We start from the raw sequence: 21,950 nt of genomic DNA, 5'->3' as shown, positions 1-21,950 counted from the left end.
TGGTGACTTAAGTCGAGAGAGGCGCACGGCATGAGCGTTCTGGGATTCAACCGCTACGGCAAGGCCGAGGTGCGGGTGGTGCACGTGTCGCGCGGCACCGGCCCGGACGGCGGCGATCAGATCAAGGATTGGAACGTCTCCAGCTCGCTCTCCGGGGACTTGGCCGCCACCCATCTCACCGGCGACAACGCTAACGTGCTGGCCACTGACACCCAGAAGAACACGGCCTATGCCTTCGCCAAGAAGCTCGGTGGCGTCGAGCCCGAGGCATTCGCGATCGCCCTGGCCGAGCACTTCGTCGGCACCCAGGAGCCGATCACCCGAGCTCGTCTGAGCATCGAGGAGTACCCCTGGACGTCGCTCCCCGGCGGGCCGCACTCCTTCTCCCGCACCGGCGGCGTCGTCCGCACGACCACCGTGCTGCACGACGAGCAGCTCGGTACAAGTGTCATCGGTGGTCTGAAGGAGCTCGTCGTGCTCAACACGACGAACTCTGAATTCTTCGGTTTTCCGAAGGATCCGTACACCACCCTCAGTGAGACGAAGGACCGCATGCTGGCGACCCAGGTCAGTGCCACCTGGCGCTTCCGCGGAACCGAGGTGGAGTGGGCCGACGCGTATGCCACCGCCACCGCCTCCCTCCTCGATGCCTTCGCCACGACCTACAGCTACTCGCTGCAGCAGACGCTCTATGCGATGGGCGAGCGGATCCTGGCCGACGTGCCGGAGATCTGCGAGGTCCGCCTGGCCCTGCCGAACAAGCATCACTTCCTGGTCGATCTCGAGCCGTTCGACCTGACCAACGACAACGAGGTGTACTACGCGGCTGATCGCCCGTACGGGCTGATCGAGGGTTACGTACTGGCCGACGACGCCCCGGATGCCGGAATCGCCTGGACGTAGCGCCACCGAGCACCATCTCCCGGCCTCAACGGCGAGCATCGGGAACTCCCACCCCCCTGAATTTTGAGGAGATCCGATGACAACGATGAAAGATCGACCCCAGGGCGACTCCCACAAGGCCGCGGTGCACCCGGTCGACGAGTTCCTAGCCCCACAGAAGCTGGTGGTGCTGGGTCTGCAGCACCTCTTCATCATGTACGCCGGTGCCGTCGCGGTTCCGCTCATCGTCGGCGGGGCGCTCGGCCTGAAGGCTGAGGACATCGCCATTCTGGTGAGCGCGGACCTGCTCGTCTCCGGGATCGCGACGCTGATTCAGTCCATCGGTATCCGCAGCATCCTCGGTGTCCGCCTGCCGGTGGTGGCCGGCGCCACCTTCACCGTCCTGAACCCGATGATCATCATCGCCGGGCAGTACGGTCTGCCCGCGGTCTACGGCGCGATGCTCTGCGCCGGCGTCTTCGGCCTCATCATCGCCAAGCCGTTCTCGGCCATGATCAGGTTCTTCCCGCCGCTGGTTACCGGAACCGTGATCACGATCATCGGTCTCTCCCTGGTCGGCGCCGACGCGGGCCTCATCACCGGCAAGGGTCAGGGCGACAACCCGACCAGCAACCTCCCGTTCGTGCCGTTCCAGCCGGGGGTCACGGTCACCGACGGTGACTTCAAGCAGACCACCACCTACGGCGGCAGTGCCAGCATCACCCCGCACGACTACGGGCTCGTCTCGCACATCGCGTTGGCCGGTCTGGTCATCCTGGTGATGATCTTGATCGCCCGCTTCTTCAAGGGTTTCATCGGGCAGATCTCGGTTCTGATCGGCATCATCGTCGGCACTCTGGTGGCCTGGCCGATGGGCCTGCTCGACTTCAGCGCCGTGCACGGCTCCAAGTGGGTCGGCATCGCCGAGCCGTTCCACTTCGGCCACCCGAAGTTCGTGGCGGCCGCCATCATCTCGATGTGCATCGTGATTCTGGTGACCTACACCGAATCGACCGCCGACATGCTGGCCGTCGCCGAGATGGTCGACCGTCCGCTGACCTCCAACGACCTGGCTCGCGGACTGGCCACCGACGGCCTCTCCGCACTGCTGGCCGGCTTCATGAACTCCTTCCCGGACACCGCCTACGCGGAGAACGTCGGGCTCATCGAGATAACCAAGATCAAGAGTCGCTGGGTGGTCGCGACCTGCGGGCTTTTCCTGACGATTCTCGGACTGATTCCGAAGATGGGGGCGGTCGTGGCCGGTCTCCCCGGGCCGGTCATCGGGGGCGCCGGCACGGTCATGTTCGCGATGGTCACCGCGATCGGCATCCGCACCCTGAACAAGGTCGAGTACGAGGACAATCACAACCTCCTGATCATCGCGGTATCGCTGTCGGTCGGCATGCTGCCGGTCATCGCCCCCGACTTCTACCGGCATTTCCCCAACAATTTCCAGACGATCTTCGGTTCCGCGATCACGTCCACCGTGGTGGTGGTCTTCATGCTGAACCTGGTCTTCAACCACTGGGTACGCAAGCCCAAGCAGGACAGCCTGATGGACACCGCGCTGGACGCCGGGGCCGTCACCAACCAGCCCGCCTCCGGGGTGCCGAACACGGTGATCGACGGCTAGTGCCAGCTCGGGCCGGTTAGCGTCGTCTCGGGCCGTCTAGGGGCGGTTAGGATCGGGGGATGAGCGCTTCGACCACTCGCCAGTCCCTGCATGGCATAGCCGAGTACGTGCTGGCCGGGCCGCAGTACGCGCTCTCCGGGACTATCCGGCTGCGGGCTACCGAGGGTGGCTTCGGCACGGTCGCCGATCCGGTGCTGCGGGTCGAGGCGGACGTGTTGGTGGTCGGGGCGATCCTGCGGATTCCACTGAAGGGGCACACCTATCGCAGTCTGGCCGGCGAGGCCGGCTTCCTGGCCGCCGACCTGCGTAGCCTCTACAGCGACGGACCGGTCGTCGACATCGACGATGAGATCCAGGTCGACCCGGCCGAGGCGAAGCAGCTGGCCGCCGCCTTCGCGGCCGGGGTAACCGCCATCGCCACGCTCGACGGTGAGGCGGTACCGGTGCTCTGGCCGGAGCACTTCGACATCAGCGTGACCATCGACGAGGTGAACTACGGCGTCAGCGCCGCTGACTCCTACATCGACCGGCCGTACGCCTATGTCGGGCCGCAGAAGCTGCGTCAGGGTGACTTCTGGAACGCGCCCTTCGGGGCGGCGGTAGCGCTGGACGAGGTCCCGGACGCGGCCGCAGTGAGCGCGTTCTTCAGCCGCGGACAGGCCGCGGCGGCCACCGACCCGATCGCCTGACACAAACGGCAATAGTGTCCTAGCCGGTTGCGGGGAGCCGAGCGGAGCGGAGTAGAACGTTCTCATGAGCGAAACCGTCTTCACCTACGGTGCCCCGGCCCTGAAGTTCGGTGCCGGTGCCTCCGCCGAGATCGGCTACGACCTGGCCCAGCTCGGCTCTAAGCGAGCCCTGGTGGTCACCGACCCGGGGATGGCGGCGACCGGCCTGCCGCAGCGCGTCGCCGAGCAGATGTCGCAGTTCGCCATCGAGGCCGTCCTCTACGACCAGGTGAGTATCGAGCCGACCGACGAGAGCATGCGCAGCGCCGCCGAATGGGCGCGCTCAGCCGGCCCGTTCGACGCGGTGGTCGCGGTGGGCGGCGGCTCGTCGATCGACACGGCCAAGGCGGTGAATCTGCTGCTGACGAATCCGGGGGACCTGCTCGACTACGTGAATGCCCCGATCGGCGGCGGGAAGGCGCCGTCGCTGCCGCTGCTCCCCCTGGTCGCCGTTCCGACCACGACCGGAACCGGGGCCGAGAGCACCACGGTCTGCGTGATGGACGTGCTGTCGCTGAAGGTGAAGACCGGGATCAGCCATGCCCGGCTGCGCCCGGTGCTCGCGGTGGTCGATCCGGAGTTGACGATCACCCAACCGCCGATGGTCACCGCCTCCGCCGGGATGGACATCCTCTGCCACGCCCTGGAGAGTTACACCGCGCGCCCGTATTCCTCCTACGAGCGGCGCACCGCAGCCCAGCGCGTCCCCTACTGCGGGTCGAACCCGATCTCCGACGTCTGGTCTGAGAAGGCGATGTCGCTGCTCTCGACCGCCTTCCGTACTGCGGTCCGCGACGGCTCGGACGTGCTGGCTCGCGGCGAGATGACCATGGCTGCCACCTTCGCCGGGCTGGGCTTCGGCAACGCCGGGGTGCACATCCCACACGCCAACGCCTACCCGATTGCCGGCCGGGTCACCGGCTTCCACCCGGCCGACTACCCCGGAGACGACCCGATGGTGCCGCATGGGATGTCCGTCTCGCTCACCGCACCGGAGGCGTTTCGCTTTACTTTCTCGGCCTCTCCGCAGCGGCATCTGCGGGCGGCCCGGCTGCTCGATCCGAGCGTTACCGGCGACGACGAATCGGTACTACCGGCAGTGCTGACCGCGCTGATGCGCGACATCGGCATCCCGAACGGGATCGATGCGGTCGGCTTCGCCGAGGCCGACATCGACCTGCTGGTGGAGGGGTCGTTGAAGCAGCAGCGCCTGCTGGCCATTGCCCCGAAACCGGTCGAGGCCGAGGATCTGGCCGGCATCTTCACCCGCTCGCTCGCCCTCTGGTAACCCGTACTAACCCCGTACCGGGCAGGGCTGCGGATCTCCGCAGTCGACCAAATACGACCTAGACACGGCAGGCAATCTTGTCAAGATTGGCGCCAGATTCACCTGGTTTGCCGGGTTTTTGCGGGTTGCCAAACTCACAGCTTGATGCGAACGTTGCCCTGAATTACCCACGGGTAACCGAAACCGCTTCCGCCGCTGAGTACCGCGCAACCAAATCTGGGGAGACAAATGCGCCAACGCAAGGTTCGTAAGAGATGGGTCGCGGCAACTGGGGCAGTGGCTCTGGTGGGCGCAGTCGCTGCGGTGTCCATCGCCGCCGAGTCGGGAGCCGGCGCCGTCGGGCTGGCCATCCCGAAGCAGAGCAACGTCGGCATCAAGTCCTTCGACGGTACGAATATCGTCACCAACTTCTACCCGGCCCAGGGGCTAACGGCCGGGCAGACCGCCCCCACCGTGCTGGAGCCCTCGGCCTGGGGGCTGCCCGCCTACGGCCCGGACACGGTGAACATCACCAACGCCGGTATTGGCTCCTTCCACATCGACGGTGAGCTGGTCGGGCCGGCGACGCTCACCGCCCACGGCTACAACGTCGTCACCTGGAACAACCGGGGCTGGTTCGGCTCCGGCGGCGCGACCAGCCTGGACAGCCCGAGCGTCGAGGGTCGCGATGTCAGCGCCATCATCAACTGGGTCGCCACCCAGCCCGGGGTGCAGCTCGACGGGCCGAACGACCCGCTGGTCGGCATGACCGGCCTCAGTTACGGCGGCGGAGTGCAACTCTCGGCGGCCGCCTTCGACCACCGCATCGACGCCATCGAGCCGAACATGTCCTGGTTCGACCTGGTGCACAGCGTCTACGCGAATCAGATCATCAAGGCGGGTTGGGGGAATCTCCTCTGCCTGACCGGCAACCTCGTCGGCGCCAAGTACGACACCGAGGTGACCAACCTCTGCAAGTCGGTCGGCAACGGCAACGTCACCGCGGCCGAGATCGCCTACGGCAACGCGGCCAGCCCCGGCCCGGTGATGGGGCAGATCACCGCCCCGACGCTGCTACTGGCCGGCACCGGTGACACGCTCTTCCCGCTCGACGGTGACATCCTCACCTACAGCGCGCTCAAGTCGGCCGGCACGCCCGTGCAGATGGTCTGGTACTGCGGCGGGCACGGGATCTGCAACAACAACCCAGGACCCTCCACCTACACGACGACGCTGGAGTTGGCCTTCCTGGACAAGTACCTGAAGAAGCAGGACATCTCGACCGGTGCCCCATTCCAGTGGATCGACCAGTCGGGCAGCTGGCACTCCGAGGCCGACTATCCACCGGGGGCGAGCACGTCGGTGACGGCATCCGGCAGCGGGACTCTCGGCGTCGGCCCGTTCAGCAGCAGCGGCGGGCTCATCGCGGCCGGCAAGGCCTCCAATGCCATCAACATCGCGGTGAAGGCACCGACTTCGCCGGTGGAGTCGGTGACCGCCGGAACGCTCACGCTGAACTACCGGGGACTGGCGACCAAGAAGTCGACCGCCGTCGTCGCGCAACTGCTGGACACGACCACCGGCAACATCCTGGACGACCAGGGGACCGCCTTCCCGCTCATCCTCGACGGCGGTAGCCACAGCACCACCGTTGCGCTGAACATCAACCCGTGGCGATTCGACCCGTCGAGCAAGGTTGTGCTGCAATTGACCGACTCATCGGGGCTCTTCTATGCCCAGCAGTCGCTAGGCGCGGTCTCCATCTCGGCATCACTCAACCTGCCGACCGCCCCGGTGGGGGCCGCCAGCTAGGAGTCAACCGAGTGTGGTGCGGAGGGTCGCCCGATCGGCGACCCTCTGCGTCACGTCGGTGGCCGAGTGGACGAACGTCTCGGCCACCACGTCCGGGCCGACCCGCAGTTCGGTCAGCACGGTTCGTTGACCGGCCAGCATCCCGGGCCAGACGAGTAGCCGAGGGTCGGAGAGATCGAGGAACTGACGTAGCAGCGGCTCGCCGCCCCGGGTCACGTTCCAGCGCAGGGTGGCCGATCCCGCCGGTTCTCCTGAGCGTCCAAGTACCAGCAATTCACGCCAGATCAGCGTCGACGTCGGCTCCAGGTCGATCTCCAGAGTCACGTCGACCTGACTTCCGGCACAGACGATCAACGCCCCTGGGTCGGCGTCGAGCGCAGCCGCCTCTCCAAGGGTGACCAGGGTTCGCACCGACGCCGGGCGGGGTGACGAGGCGGCCCGACCCTGCGCGATGGTGGCGCCGGCGGCGATCAGCGACGCCCGCGCCCCGTCACCAATCTCCAGTGACAGCAGGAGATTGTCACCGGGCAGCGGCCCGGCCGCTGATCCGACCAGGCAGAGTGCGCAGACGTCGGGCTCCTCCGAGAAGACCCGACGCAGCGTGAGCGGCGGAGCCGACACCACGTCGATGAGTCGCCCACCGGCGGCTACTGTCGCGGAGGCAGCGGCCTGCAGCGTCCGGTCCGCAGTGGCCAGCGCGGCGCTCATCCAGCCGCGACCTTGCGTACCCAGTCGGCGACCTCACCGGCCCCCGGGTCAGCCGCGATCGAGGTGAAGAGCACCGGCCGTCCGGCGCGGACCGCGGTGGCGTCGCGGTCCATCACGCTCAGATCGGCGCCAACCAGCGGAGCAAGGTCCGTCTTGTTGATGACCAGCAGGTCGGAGCGGGTGACACCAGGGCCACCCTTGCGGGGAACCTTGTCGCCGCCGGCCACGTCGATCACGAAGATCTGCTTGTGGATCAGCCCGTAGGAGAAGGTCGCCGTCAAGTTGTCCCCGCCGCTCTCAACCAGGATCAGGTCGAGGTCGGGGTACTCCTGCTCCAGCTGCTCGACCGCGTCCAGGTTGGCCGAGATGTCGTCGCGGATCGCGGTATGCGGGCAGGCGCCGGTCTGCACGGCCCGAATCCGCTCGGCCGGCAGCACGCCGGACCGCCTGAGAAACTCGGCATCTTCCTCGGTGTAGATGTCGTTGGTGACGACGGCAATCTTCAACTCGGTGCTGAGCGCCCGACAGAGCGCAGCGACCAGAGCGGTCTTGCCACTGCCGACCGGGCCACCGATACCGATACGGGGGATCGCAGCGACCAGGCTGCCTCCCCCCGGCGGATCGCTGAACTGATGACCGTGGGTGGTGCCGTCGTTATGCCGCGGTGCTGTCGGCGGGGCAAACGCTCGCGAGTTACGAGGCAAAGAGACGCATCTCCTCAATGGAATGGACCTCGGCCAGCAGGTCGATGGCGGGGGCGGAGTCGGCGGGTAGATCGGCCGGTGCGGAGTATTCGAGCGCACCGAGTGCGGTCAGCTCGATCTCCTCGGAGAGGCCGGCGGTGATGCTGTGGATCGCGTACGGGTCGAAGCCGAGGAGTCTGATCGCCGCCGACGCCGGTGCGGTGCAGGTGCCCAGCGCCGCCGCCCGTGCGGCCATCAGCGGCGTACCGCCGGCCAGCGCGCACCCGGCGCCGAGGACCAGCGGCTGGTGCGGCGTCCCGACCAGTTGCCAGGGGGTGCGCAGATCGGCTTCGGGAACAGTGGCCTGGACCAGCCGCCGCAGCCCGCTGCCCAGCGAACGGGAGGCCTTTCGCAGCGCCTCGGACGGGGTGCGCGCACTGAACTCACGGTCCAGTTCGAGCCACTCCTCGGGCGTAGCGCCGTCCAGCCAGGCTTGGCAGGCCGCGGCGGCGAAGGCCGCGGCGACCCGCCCCGCGGTGCGCAGTCGAGCGGCCGCGAACTCCTGCACCGATGCCAGATCGGTGACGAAGCCGGCACCGATGGCCGCCTCCATGCCGCCCGAGTGCGAGTGCGACCCGGCCGGTGAGCGGGAGTCCAGCAGGAGGAGCAGGCGAGCCGACACCTCCACCGGGCCGGGTTCGGAACGTAGCGCCATCAGAAGAGGAAATAGCGTTGGGCCATCGGCAGTTCGGTCGCCGGTTGGGGTTCGATGAGCTCTCCGTCGACGCGCACCTCGAAGGTGTCAGCATCGACATCGATCCTCGGAAGTGCCGTGTTCTGCGGCATGTCCGCCTTCGTGCGAGCGGCGATGTCGAGGGTCGGGACGAGTGGGCGATCGCTGTTCCAGCGTTCGGGCAGGCCGCTCTCCAGCGAGAGGGGCGAGACGAACTGCAGCCCGAGGCGCGCGGCCAGCCCGCCGAAGGCACCGAACATCGGCCGGGGCAGCTGCGGCTGCGGAGTGGGGATGGAGGCGTTGGCGTCACCCATGTTGGCCCACGCGATCACCCCCGACTTCAGCACGAGATGCGGCGAAACCCCGAAGAATGCGGGCTCCCAGAGCACCAGGTCGGCCAGCTTCCCGACCTCGACGGAGCCGATCTCGCCGTCCAGGCCGTGGGCCACGGCCGGCGCGATCGTGTACTTGGCGACGTAGCGCTGAGCCCGCTGGTTGTCGGCGACCGTGTCGCCCGGCAACGATCCGCGGCGCTGCTTCATGACATGCGCGGTCTGCCAGGTGCGGATGATCGTCTCACCGATGCGCCCCATCGCCTGTGAGTCGGAGCCGATCATCGAGATCGCGCCGAGGTCGTGCAGCACATCCTCGGCGGCCATCGTCGACGGACGGATCCGCGACTCGGCGAAGGCGAGGTCTTCGGGGATGGAGGATTTCAGGTGGTGGCAGACCATCAGCATGTCGAGGTGCTCATGCAGCGTGTTCTGCGTGTACGGCCGGGTCGGATTGGTCGAGGAAGGCAGCACATTCGCGTGTGCGGCAACCCGGATGATGTCCGGTGCGTGCCCGCCGCCGGCCCCCTCGGTGTGGTATGTGTGGATTGGGCGGCCGTCGATGGCGGCCAGGGTGGACTCGAGGTATCCGGCCTCGTTCAGCGTGTCGGTGTGGATCGCGGTCTGCACCCCCGCGGCCAGGCCGACGCTCAGGCAGGCGTCGATGGCGGCCGGGGTGGTGCCCCAGTCTTCGTGCAGCTTGAAGCCGGCGGCTCCGGCCCGCAACTGCTCCCAGAGACCCTCCCGGGAGACGGTGTTCCCCTTGCCGAGGAGCACGACGTTGATCGGCCACTCGGTGAGCGACTGCATCATCGCCTCGAGCCAGAATGAGCCCGAGGTGACGGTGGTCGCCTTGGTCGAGTCGGCCGGGCCGACCCCGCCGCCGATCAGCGTGGTGATGCCGGCCGCGATGGCGACCGGGATCTGCTGCGGGGCGATGAGGTGGACGTGACTGTCGACGCCGCCGGCGGTGAGGATCATGCCGTTGCCGGCGATCACTTCCGTCGACGGGCCGATCACCAGTTCCGGCGTCACGCCGTCCATCGTGTCCGGGTTGCCGGCCTTGCCGAGGGCGACGATGCGCCCGTCGCGGACGCCGACGTCGGCCTTGATGATGCCCCAGTGGTCGAGGACGACGACGCCGGTGATCACCAGGTCGGGCGTCCCGTCGGCTCGGGTGGCGACGGACTGCCCCATCGACTCGCGGATCACCTTGCCGCCGCCGAAGAGGGCCTCGTCGCCGGCCCGGCCGCCCGGGCCGCCGGCCCGATCCTCGGTGACCTCGATGAAGAGATCGGTGTCGGCCAGCCGCACCCGATCACCCACCGTCGGGCCGTAGAGCGCCGCGTAGCGAGCCCGAGAAATCTCACTCATGAGTTGTCACCCTTCGGTCAAGCGGGCCGGCGGACTCGAGACGCAGCCCGGGGACGATCCGGTTGCCGGCCAGCGCGGCCAGGTTGACCTCCCGGGTGATGCCCGGCTCGAAGCGCACGGACGTACCGGCCGGGATGTCCAGCCGGAAGCCCCAGGCCGCCTCCCGATCGAAGCTCAGCGCTGGGTTGGCCGCGGCGAAGTGATAGTGCGAGCCGACCTGGATCGGGCGGTCACCGGAGTTCTCCACGGTGATCACCTTCTTCTCCCGCCCGGCGTTGAGCTCGATGTTGCCGTCGACCGGGACGACCTCGCCGGGGATCATGCGATCGGCCCGTGGACGGTGACCAGCTTGGTGCCGTCGGGGAAGGTGCACTCGACCTGCACCGATTCGATCATCTCCGGTACCCCTTCGAGGACGTCGTCGCGGGTCAGCACTGAGCGTCCGCTGCTCATCAGCTCGGCGACGGTTCGTCCGTCCCGGGCCCCTTCGAGCACGAAGGAGGTGATGATGGCGACCGCCTCCGGGTAGTTCAGCTTCAGCCCGCGGGCCCGTCGACGCTCGGCGACATCGGCCGCCAGCGTGATGAGCAGCCGCTCCTGCTCATGTTGAGTTAGACGCATGGCTAAACGGTATTCCAACCCGATTTCGGGCCGGTAAATCGCGGTGGCGCGATTCGGGTCACCCGCCGGCGGGATCGGGCCGGGAGATTCGGTACAGAACGTGCCGGCGCAGCGGATGCCCGTCGGGGACCAGCGGGTGGTCGAAGTCCCCGTCCGGGTCCAGGGTCATCCCGATCCGCTCCATCACCGCGCGCGACGCGAGGTTGCTCACCACGGCCATGCTGATGATCTCCTCCAGCCCGAACTCCTCAAAGCCGGCCTCCAGCGAGCGACGCGCGGCCTCGGTGGCGTAGCCCTGTCCCCAGGCTTCAGGGGTTAGCCGCCAGCCCACCTCGACGCAGGGCGTGAAAGGGGCCTCGAAGCGGGGTATGGCCAGCCCGACGAAACCGATGAACGCGCCCGTGTCGATGCGCTCGATGGCCCACATTCCGAAGCCGTTCTCGTCTATCGAGGCCTGAATCCGGTCGACCGCGGCGTCACTCTCGGCCCGAGTGAGCAACGCCGGGAAGTACCGCATCACCTCGGGGTCGGCGTTCATCCGGGCAAATGGTTCACGATCGCCGTCGCGCCAGCTCCGCATGATCAGCCGTTCGGTCTGCACGGATCCGTCCCGTCAATCGACACCGATATCTTCGTTCCACAGCTGGGGGTATTTCTCGATGAACTCGGTCATCATCGTCACGCAGTCGGGATCGTCCAGCAGCAGCACCTCGACCCCGTTGGCGGCCAGCCAGTCGTGGCCGCCGTAGAACGTGCGGGCCTCACCGATGACGACGCGGGAGATCCCGAACTGCCGTATCAGCCCACTGCAGTACCAGCACGGGGAGAGCGTCGTCACCATCGTCGTGCCGCGGTAGGTGGCCTGCCGGCCGGCGTTGCGAAACGCTGAGGTCTCGCCGTGCATGGATGGATCGTCGTCCTGAACCCGGCGGTTACGCCCCCGTCCCAGCAGGGAGCCGTCGGCCCCGTAGAGAGCGCCGCCGATGGGAATGCCGCCCTCCGCCATCCCGGTGCGAGCCTCCTCCGCTGCCGTCTGCAACCAACCGGAGGCGATGTCGAAATCGAGTGCCACGGGTTCAGACATCGACAGCTGCCTTCGGTTTCATGAGGTTGAAGAGTGCCAGGTACAGCAGCGCCGAGATCACGAAGCCGACTTCGAAGGTGATGTCGCCGACGGAGGGGAAGTGCGAAGGTACGGGACCGAGATACTTCGTCTGGTTGGAGAAGAGCCAGACCGAGACGACGATGCCGACCAGCATCGCGATCGGCCCGCACCAGTTCTGGAAGCGGCGGTCGGTGACGATCGCGTTGAGCTGATCCAGCGATCGCCGTCGCAGCCAGCGGTCGGTGAAGACGATGCCCAGCCACGGCCCGATCCAGTACGCGATGATGAGCAGGAAGTTCTCGTACTTCTCGCCGGCGTCGTGCAGACCGGTGAAGGCAACCGCCAAGCCGATCGCGCCGAAGACGATGGCGATGATCGCTCGCCGCAGCGCGAACGGGATGTTGAACCCCATGGCCAGGAATGACATGGTGCCGGAGTAGATGTTCAGCACATTGGCCGATACCGCACCCACCGCGATCGCCAGCAGCGTCAGGTCGGCAATGACGGTCGGCATCGCCTGGGTGAATTGAGCCGTCGGGGTACCGCTGGGGTCGATGCCGGTGATCGTCACCGACGCGGCGCCGACGATCTGCAGGATCGCGCAGGAGAGAAAGATTCCGAGGCCGGCGTAGAGGCCGACCGCCTTCGAACTCACGTCGGGCTTCAGATAGCGGGTGTAGTCAGACGCGTAGGGGTTCCAGCCGGCCGCATAGCCGAAGGAGGCGCCGACCTCGATGAGGAAGGCGCCGAGCGTCGGAATGCCGCCATGGCCCGGGGTTGAGAGATGGGACTTGCTCAGAATGTCGACGCTGCTGATCAGGAAGATGACGGCCAGGAAGGGGAAGGCGAAGCGTTCGAACGTCTGGACGAGGTTGTGCCCGAAGAAGGCCACGACGATCTGGACCGCGACGACCAGCAGTAGCGACGCGCTCTTGGGCAGGTGGGTCAGGGTGTTGATGGCGTAGGCGCCGCTGACGCTGTTGACGGCGAACCAGCCGATGCCGGCGGTGATCGACATGAGTCCGGCCGGCAGGATGTTGCCGAAGAATCCGAAGGCCGATCGGCCGAGCACCATCTGCGCCAGTCCGTGCCGCGGGCCCCAGGTGGAGAGCGCGCCCTGGCTGATCGCACCGAGTCCGCTGCCCAGAATGATCGCGAATGTCGCCATCCAGAAGCTGAGCCCGAAGACCGCCACCGCCAGCACACCGACGAATACGGTGGCGAACTCCATGTTCGGAGAGGCCCAGGTCCAGAGGAGTTGAATCGGCGAGCCGTGCCGTTCGGCAAGTGGGATGAACTCCACGCCGCCGGGTTCGACGGCCGCCACCCGGTCGCCGTACTCCCGTGTCTGCGATTCGGGGGGAGCCTGCCGCGCAGTCGTCATGCTGATAACTCTGCTGCCCGCAGGCGACGCTTGGCAATGACTTGGCGTGAATGTCGCGTGTCAGCCGGTTCGCGCGTCAGCTGGTTCGCGGGTCAGCCGGTCACGTCGCGCAGAGACGCCCGATGCGCCTCAAGGGTGGCGCGCACCCACTCATCGGCCCTGGGCAGCGTGACGCCGAGGCCCGCCAGCAGCTGCGCCGCCGGGTCCGACTCCGCTCGCATCAGGCCGAGCAGGATGTGTTCGGTGCCGATGTAATTGTGCCCCATTCTCAGGGCCTCCCGTACCGAGAGCTCCATCGTCTTCTTGGCGTCGCGGCCGAATCCGACCCGCCCGGTGGTCGGCTCGCTGGCTGGTGGCAGCACATCGAGGGTGGCCTGCCGAACCCTCTCCAGCGGCACGCCGAGTCCGATCAGGCAGTAGGCGGCCAGGCCGTCCGGTTCGTCGAGTAGACCGAGCAGGATGTGCTCGCTGCCGACCTGTCGGCTACCCAGCCGGCGGGCCTCGTCCGTTGTGTGGGTGATGACGCTGCGAGCCCGCGGGGTGAATCGCTTCCAGCGGCCCCGATTCGGGTGATCAAGTTCGTCCGACTCCTTGGCCACAAAGCGCTTCTGGACGGCCTGCTTGGTCACCCCCATGTGCTGACCGATGTCGGTCCAGGAGGCGCCGGCTTGCCGGGCCCGGTCGACGAAGTGCCCGATCAGGTGATCGGCCACCTCGCCCAGGTGGGACGAGGTCTCCACCGCTTCGGAGAGAAGTTCCAGGTCGTCGGCGCCAGGGTGCTGCTCCACGACGTGCTCGATCAGGTCGTCGAGTTTGATCGGTTGCTGCTCAGGTGAGGTGCTCATGCGTCAACCGTAAGTTGACGATCCAGAGTTGTCAACCGAAGGTTGACGCCTTCCGGATCGACTGGGCGACGTTGTCGGTGACGTTTGCTAGACAGACGTCATGGCTAACCGAATCAGCGCCCTCGCCGTGGACTGCACCGATCCGCGGCGGCTGGCCGACTTCTGGTGCGCGGTGCTCGGGTATGAGATCAGTGAGGTCGACGACGAGGGAGACATCTCGATCGCCGGTGATGGACCACCGTTTCGTATTGATTTCCTGAGGGTGCCGGACGGTGCGAAGGGGGCGAAGAACCGACTGCACCTCGACCTGAATGCGACCGACCGGGACCAGGCGGCGGAGCTGGCGAGGCTGCTGGACCTCGGTGCGGTCTCAGTGGACATCGGCCAGGGTGATGTGAGCTGGCATGTGCTGGCGGACCCCGAGGGGAACGAGTTCTGCCTGCTCCGCTCGCAGGTTGCTCCGTTCGCAGGCACGGCGGCGGGCTGATAGAACTGCCTGATGGCAAACCGGATCGCGACGCTGACGGTCGACTGCCGCGATGCGGTGCTACTGGCGAATTTCTGGTGCCGGGTGCTCGGGTGGAGCGCCGTCGCCCGTAACGGCGACGACGTCACGATCGCCGGGGCCACAGCGCCGTTTCGAATCGATTTCATGCAGATGCCCGAGGCGAGCGGGAAGACGCGTAACAAAATCCACCTCGACCTGGTCGCCACCGACACCGATCAGCAGCGCGAACTGGAGCGACTGATCGGGCACGGGGCTCGCCCGCTGGCATTGGGCGACGGTGAGGGTGATGGCGGTGTCAGCTGGCACGTGCTGGCCGACCCCGAGGGTAATGAGTTCTGTCTGCTCCGCGACGCCGAGCCGCTCGCGGCGCCGCCAGCATCCGCGCCCGAACCTGAGTCAGCGCCCGAACCCGAGTTAGCACCCAAACCTGAGTTAGCACCCGAACCGGCGTTAGCACCCGAACCCGAGTTAGCACCCGAACCTGAGCCAGCACCCATCCCGGATGCCGTACGAACCGAGTTCGTCGACCCCGCGCCAGTGGCGGCCGTTCAGTCCGAGTCCACCGAGCCGTCCGAATCCACGGAGCCGTCCGAATCCACGGAGCAGCGCGAATCCACGGAGCAGCCCGAAACGCCTGAGCAGCCCGAATCCACGGCGCAGCCCGAAACGCCGGAGCAGCCCGAATCCGCGGAGCAGCATGAAGAGGCCGTCTCGCAACTACGCGAGATGATCCGGGCCCGCATGCACCGCACGAAGTAGCCGCCTGAGCCGAGGTGGGCTCAGTGGACTTGGTGGGCAAGCCGTCCCCCGCGCCAGACCTGCGCCACCAGCGGAACCCCGGGGCGGTAGGCCAGATGGACATACGACGGCGCGTCGAGCACCAGCAGATCGGCTCGACGCCCGACGGCGATCACGCCGATATCGTCGCGCCGCAGGGCCTGGGCACCGCCCGCGGTGGCCGCCCGCACCGCCTCGGCCGGCGTCATCTTCATCTCGCGCACGGCCAGTGCGATGGCCAGCGGCATCGAGGTCGAGTAGGCCGACCCGGGATTGCAGTCGGTCGCCAGCGCCACCGAAACCCCGGCGTCCAGCAGTCGTCGGGCGTCCGGGTACGACGAACGGGTCGAGAACTCGGCCAGCGGCAGCAGCGTGGCCACCGTAGTCGAGCCGGCCAGGGCCGCGACGTCGGCATCGCTGAGGTGGGTGCAGTGGTCGGCGCTGGCCGCACCGAGGTCGACGGCCACCTGCACGCCGGCCCCTTCGCTGAGCTGGTTCGCGTGCACTCGGGCCATCAAGCCACGCTCGATCCCGGCTCGCAGGATGCTGCGGGTCTCGCCGGCGTCGAAGGCGCCTCGTTCGCAGAAGACGTCCACCCAGCGGGCCAACGGGGCGCAGGCATCGAGCATCTCGCCGCAGACCAACCGCACGTACTCGTCGCGCCCGATTCCGGGCGGCACCACATGAGCCCCCAGGTAGGTCGTCTCGTCGGTGAACTCGGCGGCCACCCGCAGCGATCGGGCCTCGGTCTCCACGTCCAGCCCGTACCCGGACTTGCACTCGAAGGTGGTCACCCCCGCCGCGAGCAGCTCACCGGTCAGCCGGGCAACATTGGCTCGCAGCGCCGCGTCGGTGGCGTCTCTCGTGGCCTCCACCGTTGTCCTGATTCCCCCGGCGCTGTAAGGGGATCCGCTCATGCGGGCGTTGAACTCCTGCGTGCGATCGCCGGCGAAGACCAGATGGGCGTGCGAGTCGACGAAGCCGGGGAGGACGCTTCGCCCCTCCAGGTCGACGCGTTCGTCGGCCGCCGGAGCCTGACCGGCCGAGCCGACCCAGACGATCGTCTCGCCGTCCAGCACCAGCGCGGCGTCGGCCAGTTCGCCCAGCTCAGCGTCCTGGGTGGCGACCTGCGCGATGCCGGTGAGCAGGATGCTCATCCGATGGCAGTCCGGTGAGCGTATTCAGCGGCGAGCGTCTTCGCGGCGGCCAGCAACTGGTCGTTCTCCTCCACGCTACCGATGGTGACCCGGACTCCGAAGCCGCCAAACGGACGGACGATCACCCGGCTTCGTTCGCACTCCGCGGCCCAGTCGACCGCCGCGTCGCCGAGGGGCAGCCAGACGAAGTTGGCCTGCGTCGGCGGTACCGCATATCCGTAGGAGGCCAGCGCGTCATGCACCCGCGTCCGTTCCTGTACCACCTCATCGACGCGGCTCATCAACTCCGCGCTGGCCTCCGGCTCCAGGCTGGCCAGCGCCGCCTGCTGGGCGACATGGGTGACCGCGAAGGGGGCCTGGGTCTGGCGCAGTGCATTGATGACCGCCGGATCGCCGGCGATGCCGTAGCCGACCCGCAGTCCGGCCAGGCCATAGGCCTTGGAGAAGGTACGAAGCACGATGACGTTCGGACGATCAAGGAAAGTAAGGCCGTCCGGCACGTCGCTATCCCGGACGAACTCGCGGTAGGCCTCGTCCAGTACCACCAGCACGTCCGGCGCAACCGCATCCAGGAAGCGCGTCAGGGCCGCGGCGCCGACGACGGTTCCGGTCGGGTTGTTCGGATTGCAGACGAAGATCAGCCGCGTCTGTGGCGTGATCGCGGCGGCCATGGCCTGCAGATCGTGTACCTGCGAGGCGAGGGGCACCTGCACCGGAGTCGCTCCCCCGATCGTGGTGACGATCGGGTACGCCTCGAAGGATCGCCAGGCGTAGAGCACCTCGTCGCCCGGTCCGGCCGTGCTCAGCACCAGCTGCTGGCATAGCGACACCGAGCCGCAACCGACCACGACCTGCTCCACCGGGACGCCGTGATGAGCAGCGATGGCGGCGGTGAGCTCAGTCGAGAAGGAGTCGGGGTAGCGATTGACGGTGGCGGCGGCGGAGGCGATGCGGGCCAGTACCGACGGCAGCGGCGGATACGCCACCTCATTGCTGGCCAACTTCACCGCGCCCGGAACCGACCGGCCGGGGACGTAGGCCGGCAGTGAGGCAAGGGTTGAGCGCAGGCGAACAGTCATGAGCCCATCATTCCTCACGGGGGCCGAGCGGCCCGATTTCACCGGTCTCAGCGTTGCAACCGCGCCGGGCTGCCGCGACCCCCTAGCCTGGCTGTTGATGACTACCTACGCTGCCGTCTTCGCGCTCGCTCTGGGCTACCTGGCCCTCGTCGGCGCGTACTGTGCACTGCGCTCGCTGTACCGGCTGCGCCGGGCCGCCGCGGTGCTCAGTCGAGGCGCAACCAGCAAGGAGTCGCTACTGGAGGCGGTGGAGCGGCACATCGCCACCACCGAGGCGCTGGCGGCCCAAGTGCAGGCGATGCAGACTCAGCTGGAGACGACTCAGGCGGCGACGACCCAGGAGCTGCGCGCCCAGGTCGAGGCTATGCGTAGTCAGGTCGAAGAGACGCAGAACCGCACGGTCGGCGAGGTGGCGTCCGAACACACCCAGATCGCCGAGACGATCTCCGGCTTCGGGTCGACGCTGGCCCGTTCGCTGCGCAACGTCGCCCTGGTTCGCTTCGACGCCTTCGACGACATGTCCGGGCGGATGTCGTTCTCCCTCGCCCTGCTGGACGACTCCGGTGACGGCGTCACCCTCACCTCGATCGCCGGGCGTACCGACAGTCGCCTCTACGCCAAGGGTGTCAGTCAGGGATCCGGCGAGCACGATCTCTCTCCCGAGGAGGCGCAGGCCGTGGATGCCGCCCTGTCCCGCCGCCCGAAGCGCCGGGAATACCGCAAAGCCAGCTGAACGACCGCACACACCGACTAGGCTCTAGCACCGTGACCGATGCCGCCGACTCCCGGCCGACGCTTGCCTTTCTCGGACCTCCCGGCACCTTCGCCCACGCCGCGCTGCTGACCCTTCCGGCCGCCCTACACGCGCGTCTGCTGCCGATGACGAACGTGACTCTGGCGATCGACGCGCTACGCGACGGGCGCGCCGACGGGACGCTGGTGCCGCTGGAGAACTCGGTCGAGGGTGCGGTGCCGGCCACACTGGACGAGCTGGCCGGTGGCGAACCGCTGCGCATCGCCGAGGAGGCCTACCTCCCGGTGGTCTTCGATCTGATGACACGCCCCGGTCAGCGACTGGGGGATATTCGCTCGGTCGCCACGCACCCGCACGCCGAGGCTCAGACGCGTCGATGGCTGATGAGCAATCTTCCGCAGGCGGCCGTTGCCCTCGTCGGCTCCACCGCCGGTGGGGCGCAGTCGGTGCAGGCCGGTGAATTCGACGCGGCGATCGCACCACCGGTGGCGGCTGATATCTACGGATTGCACTCGCTGGCCAAGGACATCGCCGACAATCACGCAGCCGTCACCCGGTTCGTCCTGCTGGCCCGTCCGGCGGTCCCCGGGCCGCCGACGGGCAATGACCGCACTACCGTCGTCGCCTACCTGCGGGCCGATCACAGCGGTGCGCTGCTGGAGATCCTCAGTGAGTTCGCCACCAGGGGAGTGAACCTCACGCGCATCGAGTCCCGCCCGACGAAGGAGCGGATCGGCCAGTACTGCTTCAGCATCGACTGCGAGGGGCATATCGCCGACGAGCGGGTGGGTGATGCGGTGGCCGCGCTGAAGCGGATCTGCTCGGACATCCGGTTCCTAGGCTCCTACCCGCGCCGCGATGGTGACGTCGAGGAGATCACGCCGGGGCGCACCGACAAGGACTTCGCCCGCGCACGCGATTGGCTGCAGCGGATCCGGACCGCCGGGAGTTAGCGGCCAACGCCACCCGCCAGCGCGGGAGGATCAGTGGGGTGCGTCGAGCCGACTGGCGACGCCGCTGCGCAGCCGGCCGATCTGAACGAAGCCGAGCACGAGGAAGTAGATGCTGCCGGCCAGCAGGATCGGGCGCAGTATCCACCAGTGGTCGGGCAGGGCCAGCACGCCGACGGTCATCGCGCCGACCCAGGCAATCGTGACGCTCAGCGTCACCGGCCGCATCCAGACGACCCGCACCGGGTGCGGCACCGGGAAGTTGCTCAGCGACAGCAGTGAGAGGGCGACCGTGATGATCGCGCCGATCACCGGTCGGGCCTGGAAGATGTAGAGAACGGGGGCGACCAGGTTCCAGGCGGCCGGGAAGCCGCGGAACCAGTTCTCATCGCTCATCATGTCGGTGCGGGAGAACCAGATCGCCGAGGTGAAGACGATCAGCCCGATGAGGAAGAGGCCCCAGTTTCCACTGGGCAGCAGGTCGAACTGGTACATGAAAGCGGCCGGGACGACGACGCAGGTGACGTAGTCGATGACCACGTCGAGGATGTAGCCGTCGATCACCGGCACCAGCGATTTGACGTCCAGCACCCGGGCGACCGGGCCGTCGACTCCGTCGATGACGAAACTGACGAGCAGCCAGATCAGCGCCAGCTTCGCGTTGCCGACCAGAACCTCGCGAAGGGCGAGGATTCCGACCACGACACCGAGTGTGGTGAAGACATGCAGTGCCCACGCCTGCCCGCGCTGGGTGGGCGTTCCGGTCGAGGGCGTAGCGGTCTGCATGGTGCGAACTTTAGTCTCTGTCGGCTTCCGGCTGAACCGCGTGGACCCGAACTACAGGTAGAGACCGGTGTTGGAGTCGACCCGTTCGGCGGCCACCGCGTGGATGTCGCGCTCCCGCAGCAGCAGGTAGTCATCCCCGGAGATCTCGACCTCGTGCTGCTCGTCCGGGCTGAAGAGCACCCGGTCGCCGACCTCGATCGTGCGGACGTGATTGCCGATGGCGAGCACCTCGGCCCAGGTGAGGCGTTTCGACACCTGCGCGGTGGCCGGGATCAGAATGCCGCCGGAGGAGCGCCGGTCGCCCTCGTCACGGGGCATCTTCACCAGCACCCGGTCGTGCAGCATCTTGATGGGCAGGCCAGTCGTCACAGGGTCACGATACCGAGAATGCCCAGCGCGGAGGCGTCCGAGGCAGGGACGTCTCCGCGCCGGGCGACCGCGCGGGGCAGCCGGCGAGCCGGACTAGTGGATTCCGGCCGCGTTCAACTTGCCGACCACGAACGGGGTAGCCGACGAGTCGTACTTGATGGTGTAGTCGAGATGGGCGAAGACATTGAGCCCGCCTGCACAGAAGGGGTCACCCGTGTCGCAGTAGGACTGGATCTTGGACGCGAACGGCACCAGTGACTGGTTGCTCGTCCGTGGGAAGAGGCCGGTTGCCCCGTTGGCCGTCCCCTTGTCGAAGGAGGTGTTCGGCATGTGCCGTGGATCGCCGTACTGGATCACCGCGACGACGTGCGAGGAGATCGACGAGCTGACCGGAGCCGACGCGGCACCGAGCCCGAGCGACCCACCGCCGCCGGCGAGGACGTCACCGACCAACTGCGCGCCCTGCGAATAGCCGACGAGCACGATCTTCTGGGACGGGCACTTCTGAACCTGCGCCGTGAGCTCCGACTTGATCGCCGTGTCACCGGCGGTGCTGCTCGTGTCGTACGGGAAGAGCAACGCGGGGTAGTCCACCGAACTGGTGCTCACCGACGCCGAGACGCCGCTCTGGATCTTTGAGACGAGCGAGGTGATGATGCCGGGGCCGGACGACTCGGTGGAGGCCCGGGCGGCCAGCACGTGCACCGCCGCGCACCCTGATCCGGAGGCCGCCGTCGCAGAGGCACCCGAGGGTGCGATGGCGAGGGTGGCGACACCGAGGGCACCGAACGCGAGTACGGCGGCGGCACCGGTGACCTTCTTGGGGATACGTCGAGCCACGATGCTCGAACGCTTGAAGCTGATCATGTGCACTCCAAATCTCAGACGCTGTCACGGGCACTGGCGCGGGCCCAAGAACGGGCTGGACCCTGTCCCGGTGCGGCGTGACGACCGTCGGCTGACGGACGGAAGGGACGCTAGAACGGGTCCTGAGACAAGTCAAGAATATGTCCCATCCACATGACGCGGGCCACACACAGGAAGGTCAGACTGCCGTTAGGCGCAGTAGTTGAGGCGATCGCGTAGAGGCCACGTACTCGTCGGCTCGGGCCGCACTCATCGGTGTGGACAGACCGCAGTGCGCGCACCGTGCGTAGCGCGATTTGGCGACCGGGAAGAGCGGGATGAAGAAGAGGGTGAACTTGCTCGTCCGCTCGAGCATCTGCTGCGGAGCCGGACGGTGACAGACGCCGCAGACGAAGTGCACGATAGCCAACACCCTGAATTTTGTGCGTGTTCCGACGATGATCACTGCGAATTCCCTCCCGAGCGACGAGTTGGAGGTGCACCCGCTCAGCGGGTCCCTCGCAGAGAATGTAGGCCGAATCGCGGGCGCCGGAAGCACGAACGGCGCCACTGTGGATAACCGGAAAAGTTATCCACAGCGACGCCGCGCGGAG

25 protein-coding genes are annotated in these 21,950 nt (G+C 67.4%); 9 read left to right on the top strand and 16 right to left on the bottom strand.

The genetic code is table 11. From position 1 onward, the window contains the following. Positions 1–30: 30 nt before the first annotated feature. The 5 genes from pucL to CPH63_RS03520 all read left to right on the top strand — a co-directional run bounded on the left by pucL (position 31) and on the right by CPH63_RS03520 (position 6,325). Positions 31–903 carry a factor-independent urate hydroxylase gene (gene pucL / locus CPH63_RS03540; protein WP_096301600.1) on the top strand — a complete coding sequence of 291 codons (873 nt, stop codon included), beginning with the start codon at positions 31–33 and terminating at the stop codon, positions 901–903. A gap of 76 nt (positions 904–979) precedes the next feature. Next, on the top strand, positions 980–2,518 hold the full coding sequence (locus CPH63_RS03535) for a nucleobase:cation symporter-2 family protein (protein WP_241895799.1): 1,539 nt from the start codon (positions 980–982) through the stop codon (positions 2,516–2,518). A 59-nt stretch (positions 2,519–2,577) separates the two neighbouring features. After that, positions 2,578–3,207 (top strand): hypothetical protein, encoded by a 630-nt coding sequence (locus CPH63_RS03530; protein ID WP_096301598.1) that lies wholly within the window; start codon positions 2,578–2,580, stop codon positions 3,205–3,207. A gap of 64 nt (positions 3,208–3,271) precedes the next feature. Then, positions 3,272–4,534 (top strand): hydroxyacid-oxoacid transhydrogenase, encoded by a 1,263-nt coding sequence (locus CPH63_RS03525; RefSeq protein ID WP_096301597.1) that lies wholly within the window; start codon positions 3,272–3,274, stop codon positions 4,532–4,534. 285 nt (positions 4,535–4,819) lie between these two features. Continuing rightward, on the top strand, positions 4,820–6,325 hold the full coding sequence (locus CPH63_RS03520; RefSeq protein WP_157749246.1) for a S9 family peptidase: 1,506 nt from the start codon (positions 4,820–4,822) through the stop codon (positions 6,323–6,325). 3 nt (positions 6,326–6,328) lie between these two features. Here CPH63_RS03520 and CPH63_RS03515 read toward each other — a convergent pair whose 3' ends face one another. The 10 genes from CPH63_RS03515 to CPH63_RS03470 all read right to left on the bottom strand — a co-directional run bounded on the left by CPH63_RS03515 (position 6,329) and on the right by CPH63_RS03470 (position 14,110). After that, positions 6,329–7,033 carry an urease accessory protein UreD gene (locus CPH63_RS03515; protein ID WP_096301595.1) on the bottom strand — a complete coding sequence of 235 codons (705 nt, stop codon included), beginning with the start codon at positions 7,031–7,033 and terminating at the stop codon, positions 6,329–6,331. Further along, complete coding sequence (gene ureG / locus CPH63_RS03510) at positions 7,030–7,635, bottom strand: urease accessory protein UreG (protein WP_096304922.1); 606 nt, start codon at positions 7,633–7,635, stop codon at positions 7,030–7,032. Before ureG ends, CPH63_RS03515 begins: the two co-directional genes overlap by 4 nt. A 91-nt stretch (positions 7,636–7,726) precedes the next feature. Then, entirely contained in the window at positions 7,727–8,431 is a 705-nt protein-coding gene (locus CPH63_RS03505; protein WP_096301594.1) for an urease accessory protein UreF, read from the bottom strand. Further along, positions 8,431–10,155: an urease subunit alpha gene (locus tag CPH63_RS03500; protein WP_096301593.1), complete on the bottom strand. Its 1,725-nt coding sequence runs from the start codon at positions 10,153–10,155 to the stop codon at positions 8,431–8,433. The genes CPH63_RS03505 and CPH63_RS03500 overlap by 1 nt, the downstream gene beginning before the upstream one ends. Then, the gene (locus tag CPH63_RS03495) at positions 10,148–10,477 is read right to left on the bottom strand and encodes an urease subunit beta (protein ID WP_096301592.1); all 330 of its coding nucleotides are present in this window, start codon (positions 10,475–10,477) and stop codon (positions 10,148–10,150) included. The genes CPH63_RS03500 and CPH63_RS03495 overlap by 8 nt, the downstream gene beginning before the upstream one ends. Continuing rightward, positions 10,474–10,776, bottom strand: coding sequence for an urease subunit gamma (locus CPH63_RS03490; protein WP_096301591.1), 303 nt, complete (start codon positions 10,774–10,776; stop codon positions 10,474–10,476). Before CPH63_RS03490 ends, CPH63_RS03495 begins: the two co-directional genes overlap by 4 nt. A 58-nt stretch (positions 10,777–10,834) precedes the next feature. After that, positions 10,835–11,377: a GNAT family N-acetyltransferase gene (locus CPH63_RS03485; RefSeq protein ID WP_197704555.1), complete on the bottom strand. Its 543-nt coding sequence runs from the start codon at positions 11,375–11,377 to the stop codon at positions 10,835–10,837. 12 nt (positions 11,378–11,389) lie between these two features. After that, a complete protein-coding gene (locus tag CPH63_RS03480; protein ID WP_096301590.1) occupies positions 11,390–11,860 on the bottom strand; it encodes a nucleoside deaminase in 471 nt (156 codons plus the stop codon). Then, on the bottom strand, positions 11,853–13,265 hold the full coding sequence (locus CPH63_RS03475; protein ID WP_096301589.1) for a cytosine permease: 1,413 nt from the start codon (positions 13,263–13,265) through the stop codon (positions 11,853–11,855). Before CPH63_RS03475 ends, CPH63_RS03480 begins: the two co-directional genes overlap by 8 nt. Positions 13,266–13,357: 92 nt before the next feature. Next, positions 13,358–14,110: a Clp protease N-terminal domain-containing protein gene (locus tag CPH63_RS03470; protein WP_096301588.1), complete on the bottom strand. Its 753-nt coding sequence runs from the start codon at positions 14,108–14,110 to the stop codon at positions 13,358–13,360. 100 nt (positions 14,111–14,210) lie between these two features. Here CPH63_RS03470 and CPH63_RS03465 point away from each other — a divergent pair, with 100 nt between their 5' ends. Together CPH63_RS03465 and CPH63_RS22700 are read left to right on the top strand one after the other, a co-directional pair. Next, entirely contained in the window at positions 14,211–14,597 is a 387-nt protein-coding gene (locus tag CPH63_RS03465; RefSeq protein ID WP_096301587.1) for a VOC family protein, read from the top strand. 12 nt (positions 14,598–14,609) lie between these two features. Further along, complete coding sequence (locus CPH63_RS22700) at positions 14,610–15,377, top strand: VOC family protein (protein ID WP_197704554.1); 768 nt, start codon at positions 14,610–14,612, stop codon at positions 15,375–15,377. A gap of 20 nt (positions 15,378–15,397) precedes the next feature. Here the strand turns inward: CPH63_RS22700 and hutI are convergent, their stop codons facing one another. Further along, the gene (hutI, locus tag CPH63_RS03455) at positions 15,398–16,552 is read right to left on the bottom strand and encodes an imidazolonepropionase (protein WP_096301586.1); all 1,155 of its coding nucleotides are present in this window, start codon (positions 16,550–16,552) and stop codon (positions 15,398–15,400) included. Beyond that, a complete protein-coding gene (gene hisC, locus CPH63_RS03450; protein WP_096301585.1) occupies positions 16,549–17,631 on the bottom strand; it encodes a histidinol-phosphate transaminase in 1,083 nt (360 codons plus the stop codon). The genes hutI and hisC overlap by 4 nt, the downstream gene beginning before the upstream one ends. 97 nt (positions 17,632–17,728) lie before the next feature. On the opposite strand from hisC, the gene CPH63_RS03445 reads away from it, so the two are divergent. Together CPH63_RS03445 and pheA are read left to right on the top strand one after the other, a co-directional pair. After that, positions 17,729–18,364: a DUF4446 family protein gene (locus CPH63_RS03445; protein ID WP_197704553.1), complete on the top strand. Its 636-nt coding sequence runs from the start codon at positions 17,729–17,731 to the stop codon at positions 18,362–18,364. 32 nt (positions 18,365–18,396) lie between these two features. Continuing rightward, complete coding sequence (gene pheA, locus CPH63_RS03440) at positions 18,397–19,338, top strand: prephenate dehydratase (RefSeq protein ID WP_096301584.1); 942 nt, start codon at positions 18,397–18,399, stop codon at positions 19,336–19,338. A 30-nt stretch (positions 19,339–19,368) separates the two neighbouring features. Here pheA and CPH63_RS03435 read toward each other — a convergent pair whose 3' ends face one another. The 4 genes from CPH63_RS03435 to CPH63_RS03420 all read right to left on the bottom strand — a co-directional run bounded on the left by CPH63_RS03435 (position 19,369) and on the right by CPH63_RS03420 (position 21,757). After that, positions 19,369–20,121, bottom strand: a complete 753-nt coding sequence (locus CPH63_RS03435) for a phosphatidylcholine/phosphatidylserine synthase (protein ID WP_096301583.1) — start codon at positions 20,119–20,121, stop codon at positions 19,369–19,371. A 51-nt stretch (positions 20,122–20,172) separates the two neighbouring features. Further along, complete coding sequence (locus CPH63_RS03430) at positions 20,173–20,466, bottom strand: co-chaperone GroES (protein ID WP_096304919.1); 294 nt, start codon at positions 20,464–20,466, stop codon at positions 20,173–20,175. Positions 20,467–20,583: 117 nt separating this feature from the next. Continuing rightward, the gene (locus tag CPH63_RS03425) at positions 20,584–21,357 is read right to left on the bottom strand and encodes a cutinase family protein (RefSeq protein ID WP_096301582.1); all 774 of its coding nucleotides are present in this window, start codon (positions 21,355–21,357) and stop codon (positions 20,584–20,586) included. Between the two features lie 178 nt (positions 21,358–21,535). Then, complete coding sequence (locus tag CPH63_RS03420) at positions 21,536–21,757, bottom strand: zinc-ribbon domain-containing protein (RefSeq protein ID WP_241895875.1); 222 nt, start codon at positions 21,755–21,757, stop codon at positions 21,536–21,538. Positions 21,758–21,950: the final 193 nt, after the last annotated feature.

This window comes from Jatrophihabitans sp. GAS493 (genome assembly GCF_900230215.1).
GTDB lineage: Bacteria > Actinomycetota > Actinomycetes > Mycobacteriales > Jatrophihabitantaceae > MT45.
This window is presented reverse-complemented; position numbering and strand designations above follow the sequence as displayed.

Bases quoted from the DNA above. Each gene is read 5' to 3' on its own strand.
- pucL (WP_096301600.1), top strand. From the start codon at position 31: ATGAGCGTTCTGGGATTCAACCGCTACGGCAAGGCCGAGGTGCGGGTG.
- CPH63_RS03535 (WP_241895799.1), top strand. From the start codon at position 980: ATGACAACGATGAAAGATCGACCCCAGGGCGACTCCCACAAGGCCGCG.
- CPH63_RS03530 (WP_096301598.1), top strand. From the start codon at position 2,578: ATGAGCGCTTCGACCACTCGCCAGTCCCTGCATGGCATAGCCGAGTAC.
- CPH63_RS03525 (WP_096301597.1), top strand. From the start codon at position 3,272: ATGAGCGAAACCGTCTTCACCTACGGTGCCCCGGCCCTGAAGTTCGGT.
- CPH63_RS03515 (WP_096301595.1), bottom strand. From the start codon at position 7,033: ATGAGCGCCGCGCTGGCCACTGCGGACCGGACGCTGCAGGCCGCTGCC.
- CPH63_RS03505 (WP_096301594.1), bottom strand. From the start codon at position 8,431: ATGGCGCTACGTTCCGAACCCGGCCCGGTGGAGGTGTCGGCTCGCCTG.
- CPH63_RS03500 (WP_096301593.1), bottom strand. From the start codon at position 10,155: ATGAGTGAGATTTCTCGGGCTCGCTACGCGGCGCTCTACGGCCCGACG.
- CPH63_RS03495 (WP_096301592.1), bottom strand. From the start codon at position 10,477: ATGATCCCCGGCGAGGTCGTCCCGGTCGACGGCAACATCGAGCTCAAC.
- CPH63_RS03490 (WP_096301591.1), bottom strand. From the start codon at position 10,776: ATGCGTCTAACTCAACATGAGCAGGAGCGGCTGCTCATCACGCTGGCG.
- CPH63_RS03480 (WP_096301590.1), bottom strand. From the start codon at position 11,860: ATGTCTGAACCCGTGGCACTCGATTTCGACATCGCCTCCGGTTGGTTG.
- CPH63_RS03475 (WP_096301589.1), bottom strand. From the start codon at position 13,265: ATGACGACTGCGCGGCAGGCTCCCCCCGAATCGCAGACACGGGAGTAC.
- CPH63_RS03470 (WP_096301588.1), bottom strand. From the start codon at position 14,110: ATGAGCACCTCACCTGAGCAGCAACCGATCAAACTCGACGACCTGATC.
- CPH63_RS03465 (WP_096301587.1), top strand. From the start codon at position 14,211: ATGGCTAACCGAATCAGCGCCCTCGCCGTGGACTGCACCGATCCGCGG.
- CPH63_RS22700 (WP_197704554.1), top strand. From the start codon at position 14,610: ATGGCAAACCGGATCGCGACGCTGACGGTCGACTGCCGCGATGCGGTG.
- hutI (WP_096301586.1), bottom strand. From the start codon at position 16,552: ATGAGCATCCTGCTCACCGGCATCGCGCAGGTCGCCACCCAGGACGCT.
- hisC (WP_096301585.1), bottom strand. From the start codon at position 17,631: ATGACTGTTCGCCTGCGCTCAACCCTTGCCTCACTGCCGGCCTACGTC.
- CPH63_RS03445 (WP_197704553.1), top strand. From the start codon at position 17,729: ATGACTACCTACGCTGCCGTCTTCGCGCTCGCTCTGGGCTACCTGGCC.
- CPH63_RS03435 (WP_096301583.1), bottom strand. From the start codon at position 20,121: ATGCAGACCGCTACGCCCTCGACCGGAACGCCCACCCAGCGCGGGCAG.
- CPH63_RS03430 (WP_096304919.1), bottom strand. From the start codon at position 20,466: ATGCTGCACGACCGGGTGCTGGTGAAGATGCCCCGTGACGAGGGCGAC.
- CPH63_RS03425 (WP_096301582.1), bottom strand. From the start codon at position 21,357: ATGATCAGCTTCAAGCGTTCGAGCATCGTGGCTCGACGTATCCCCAAG.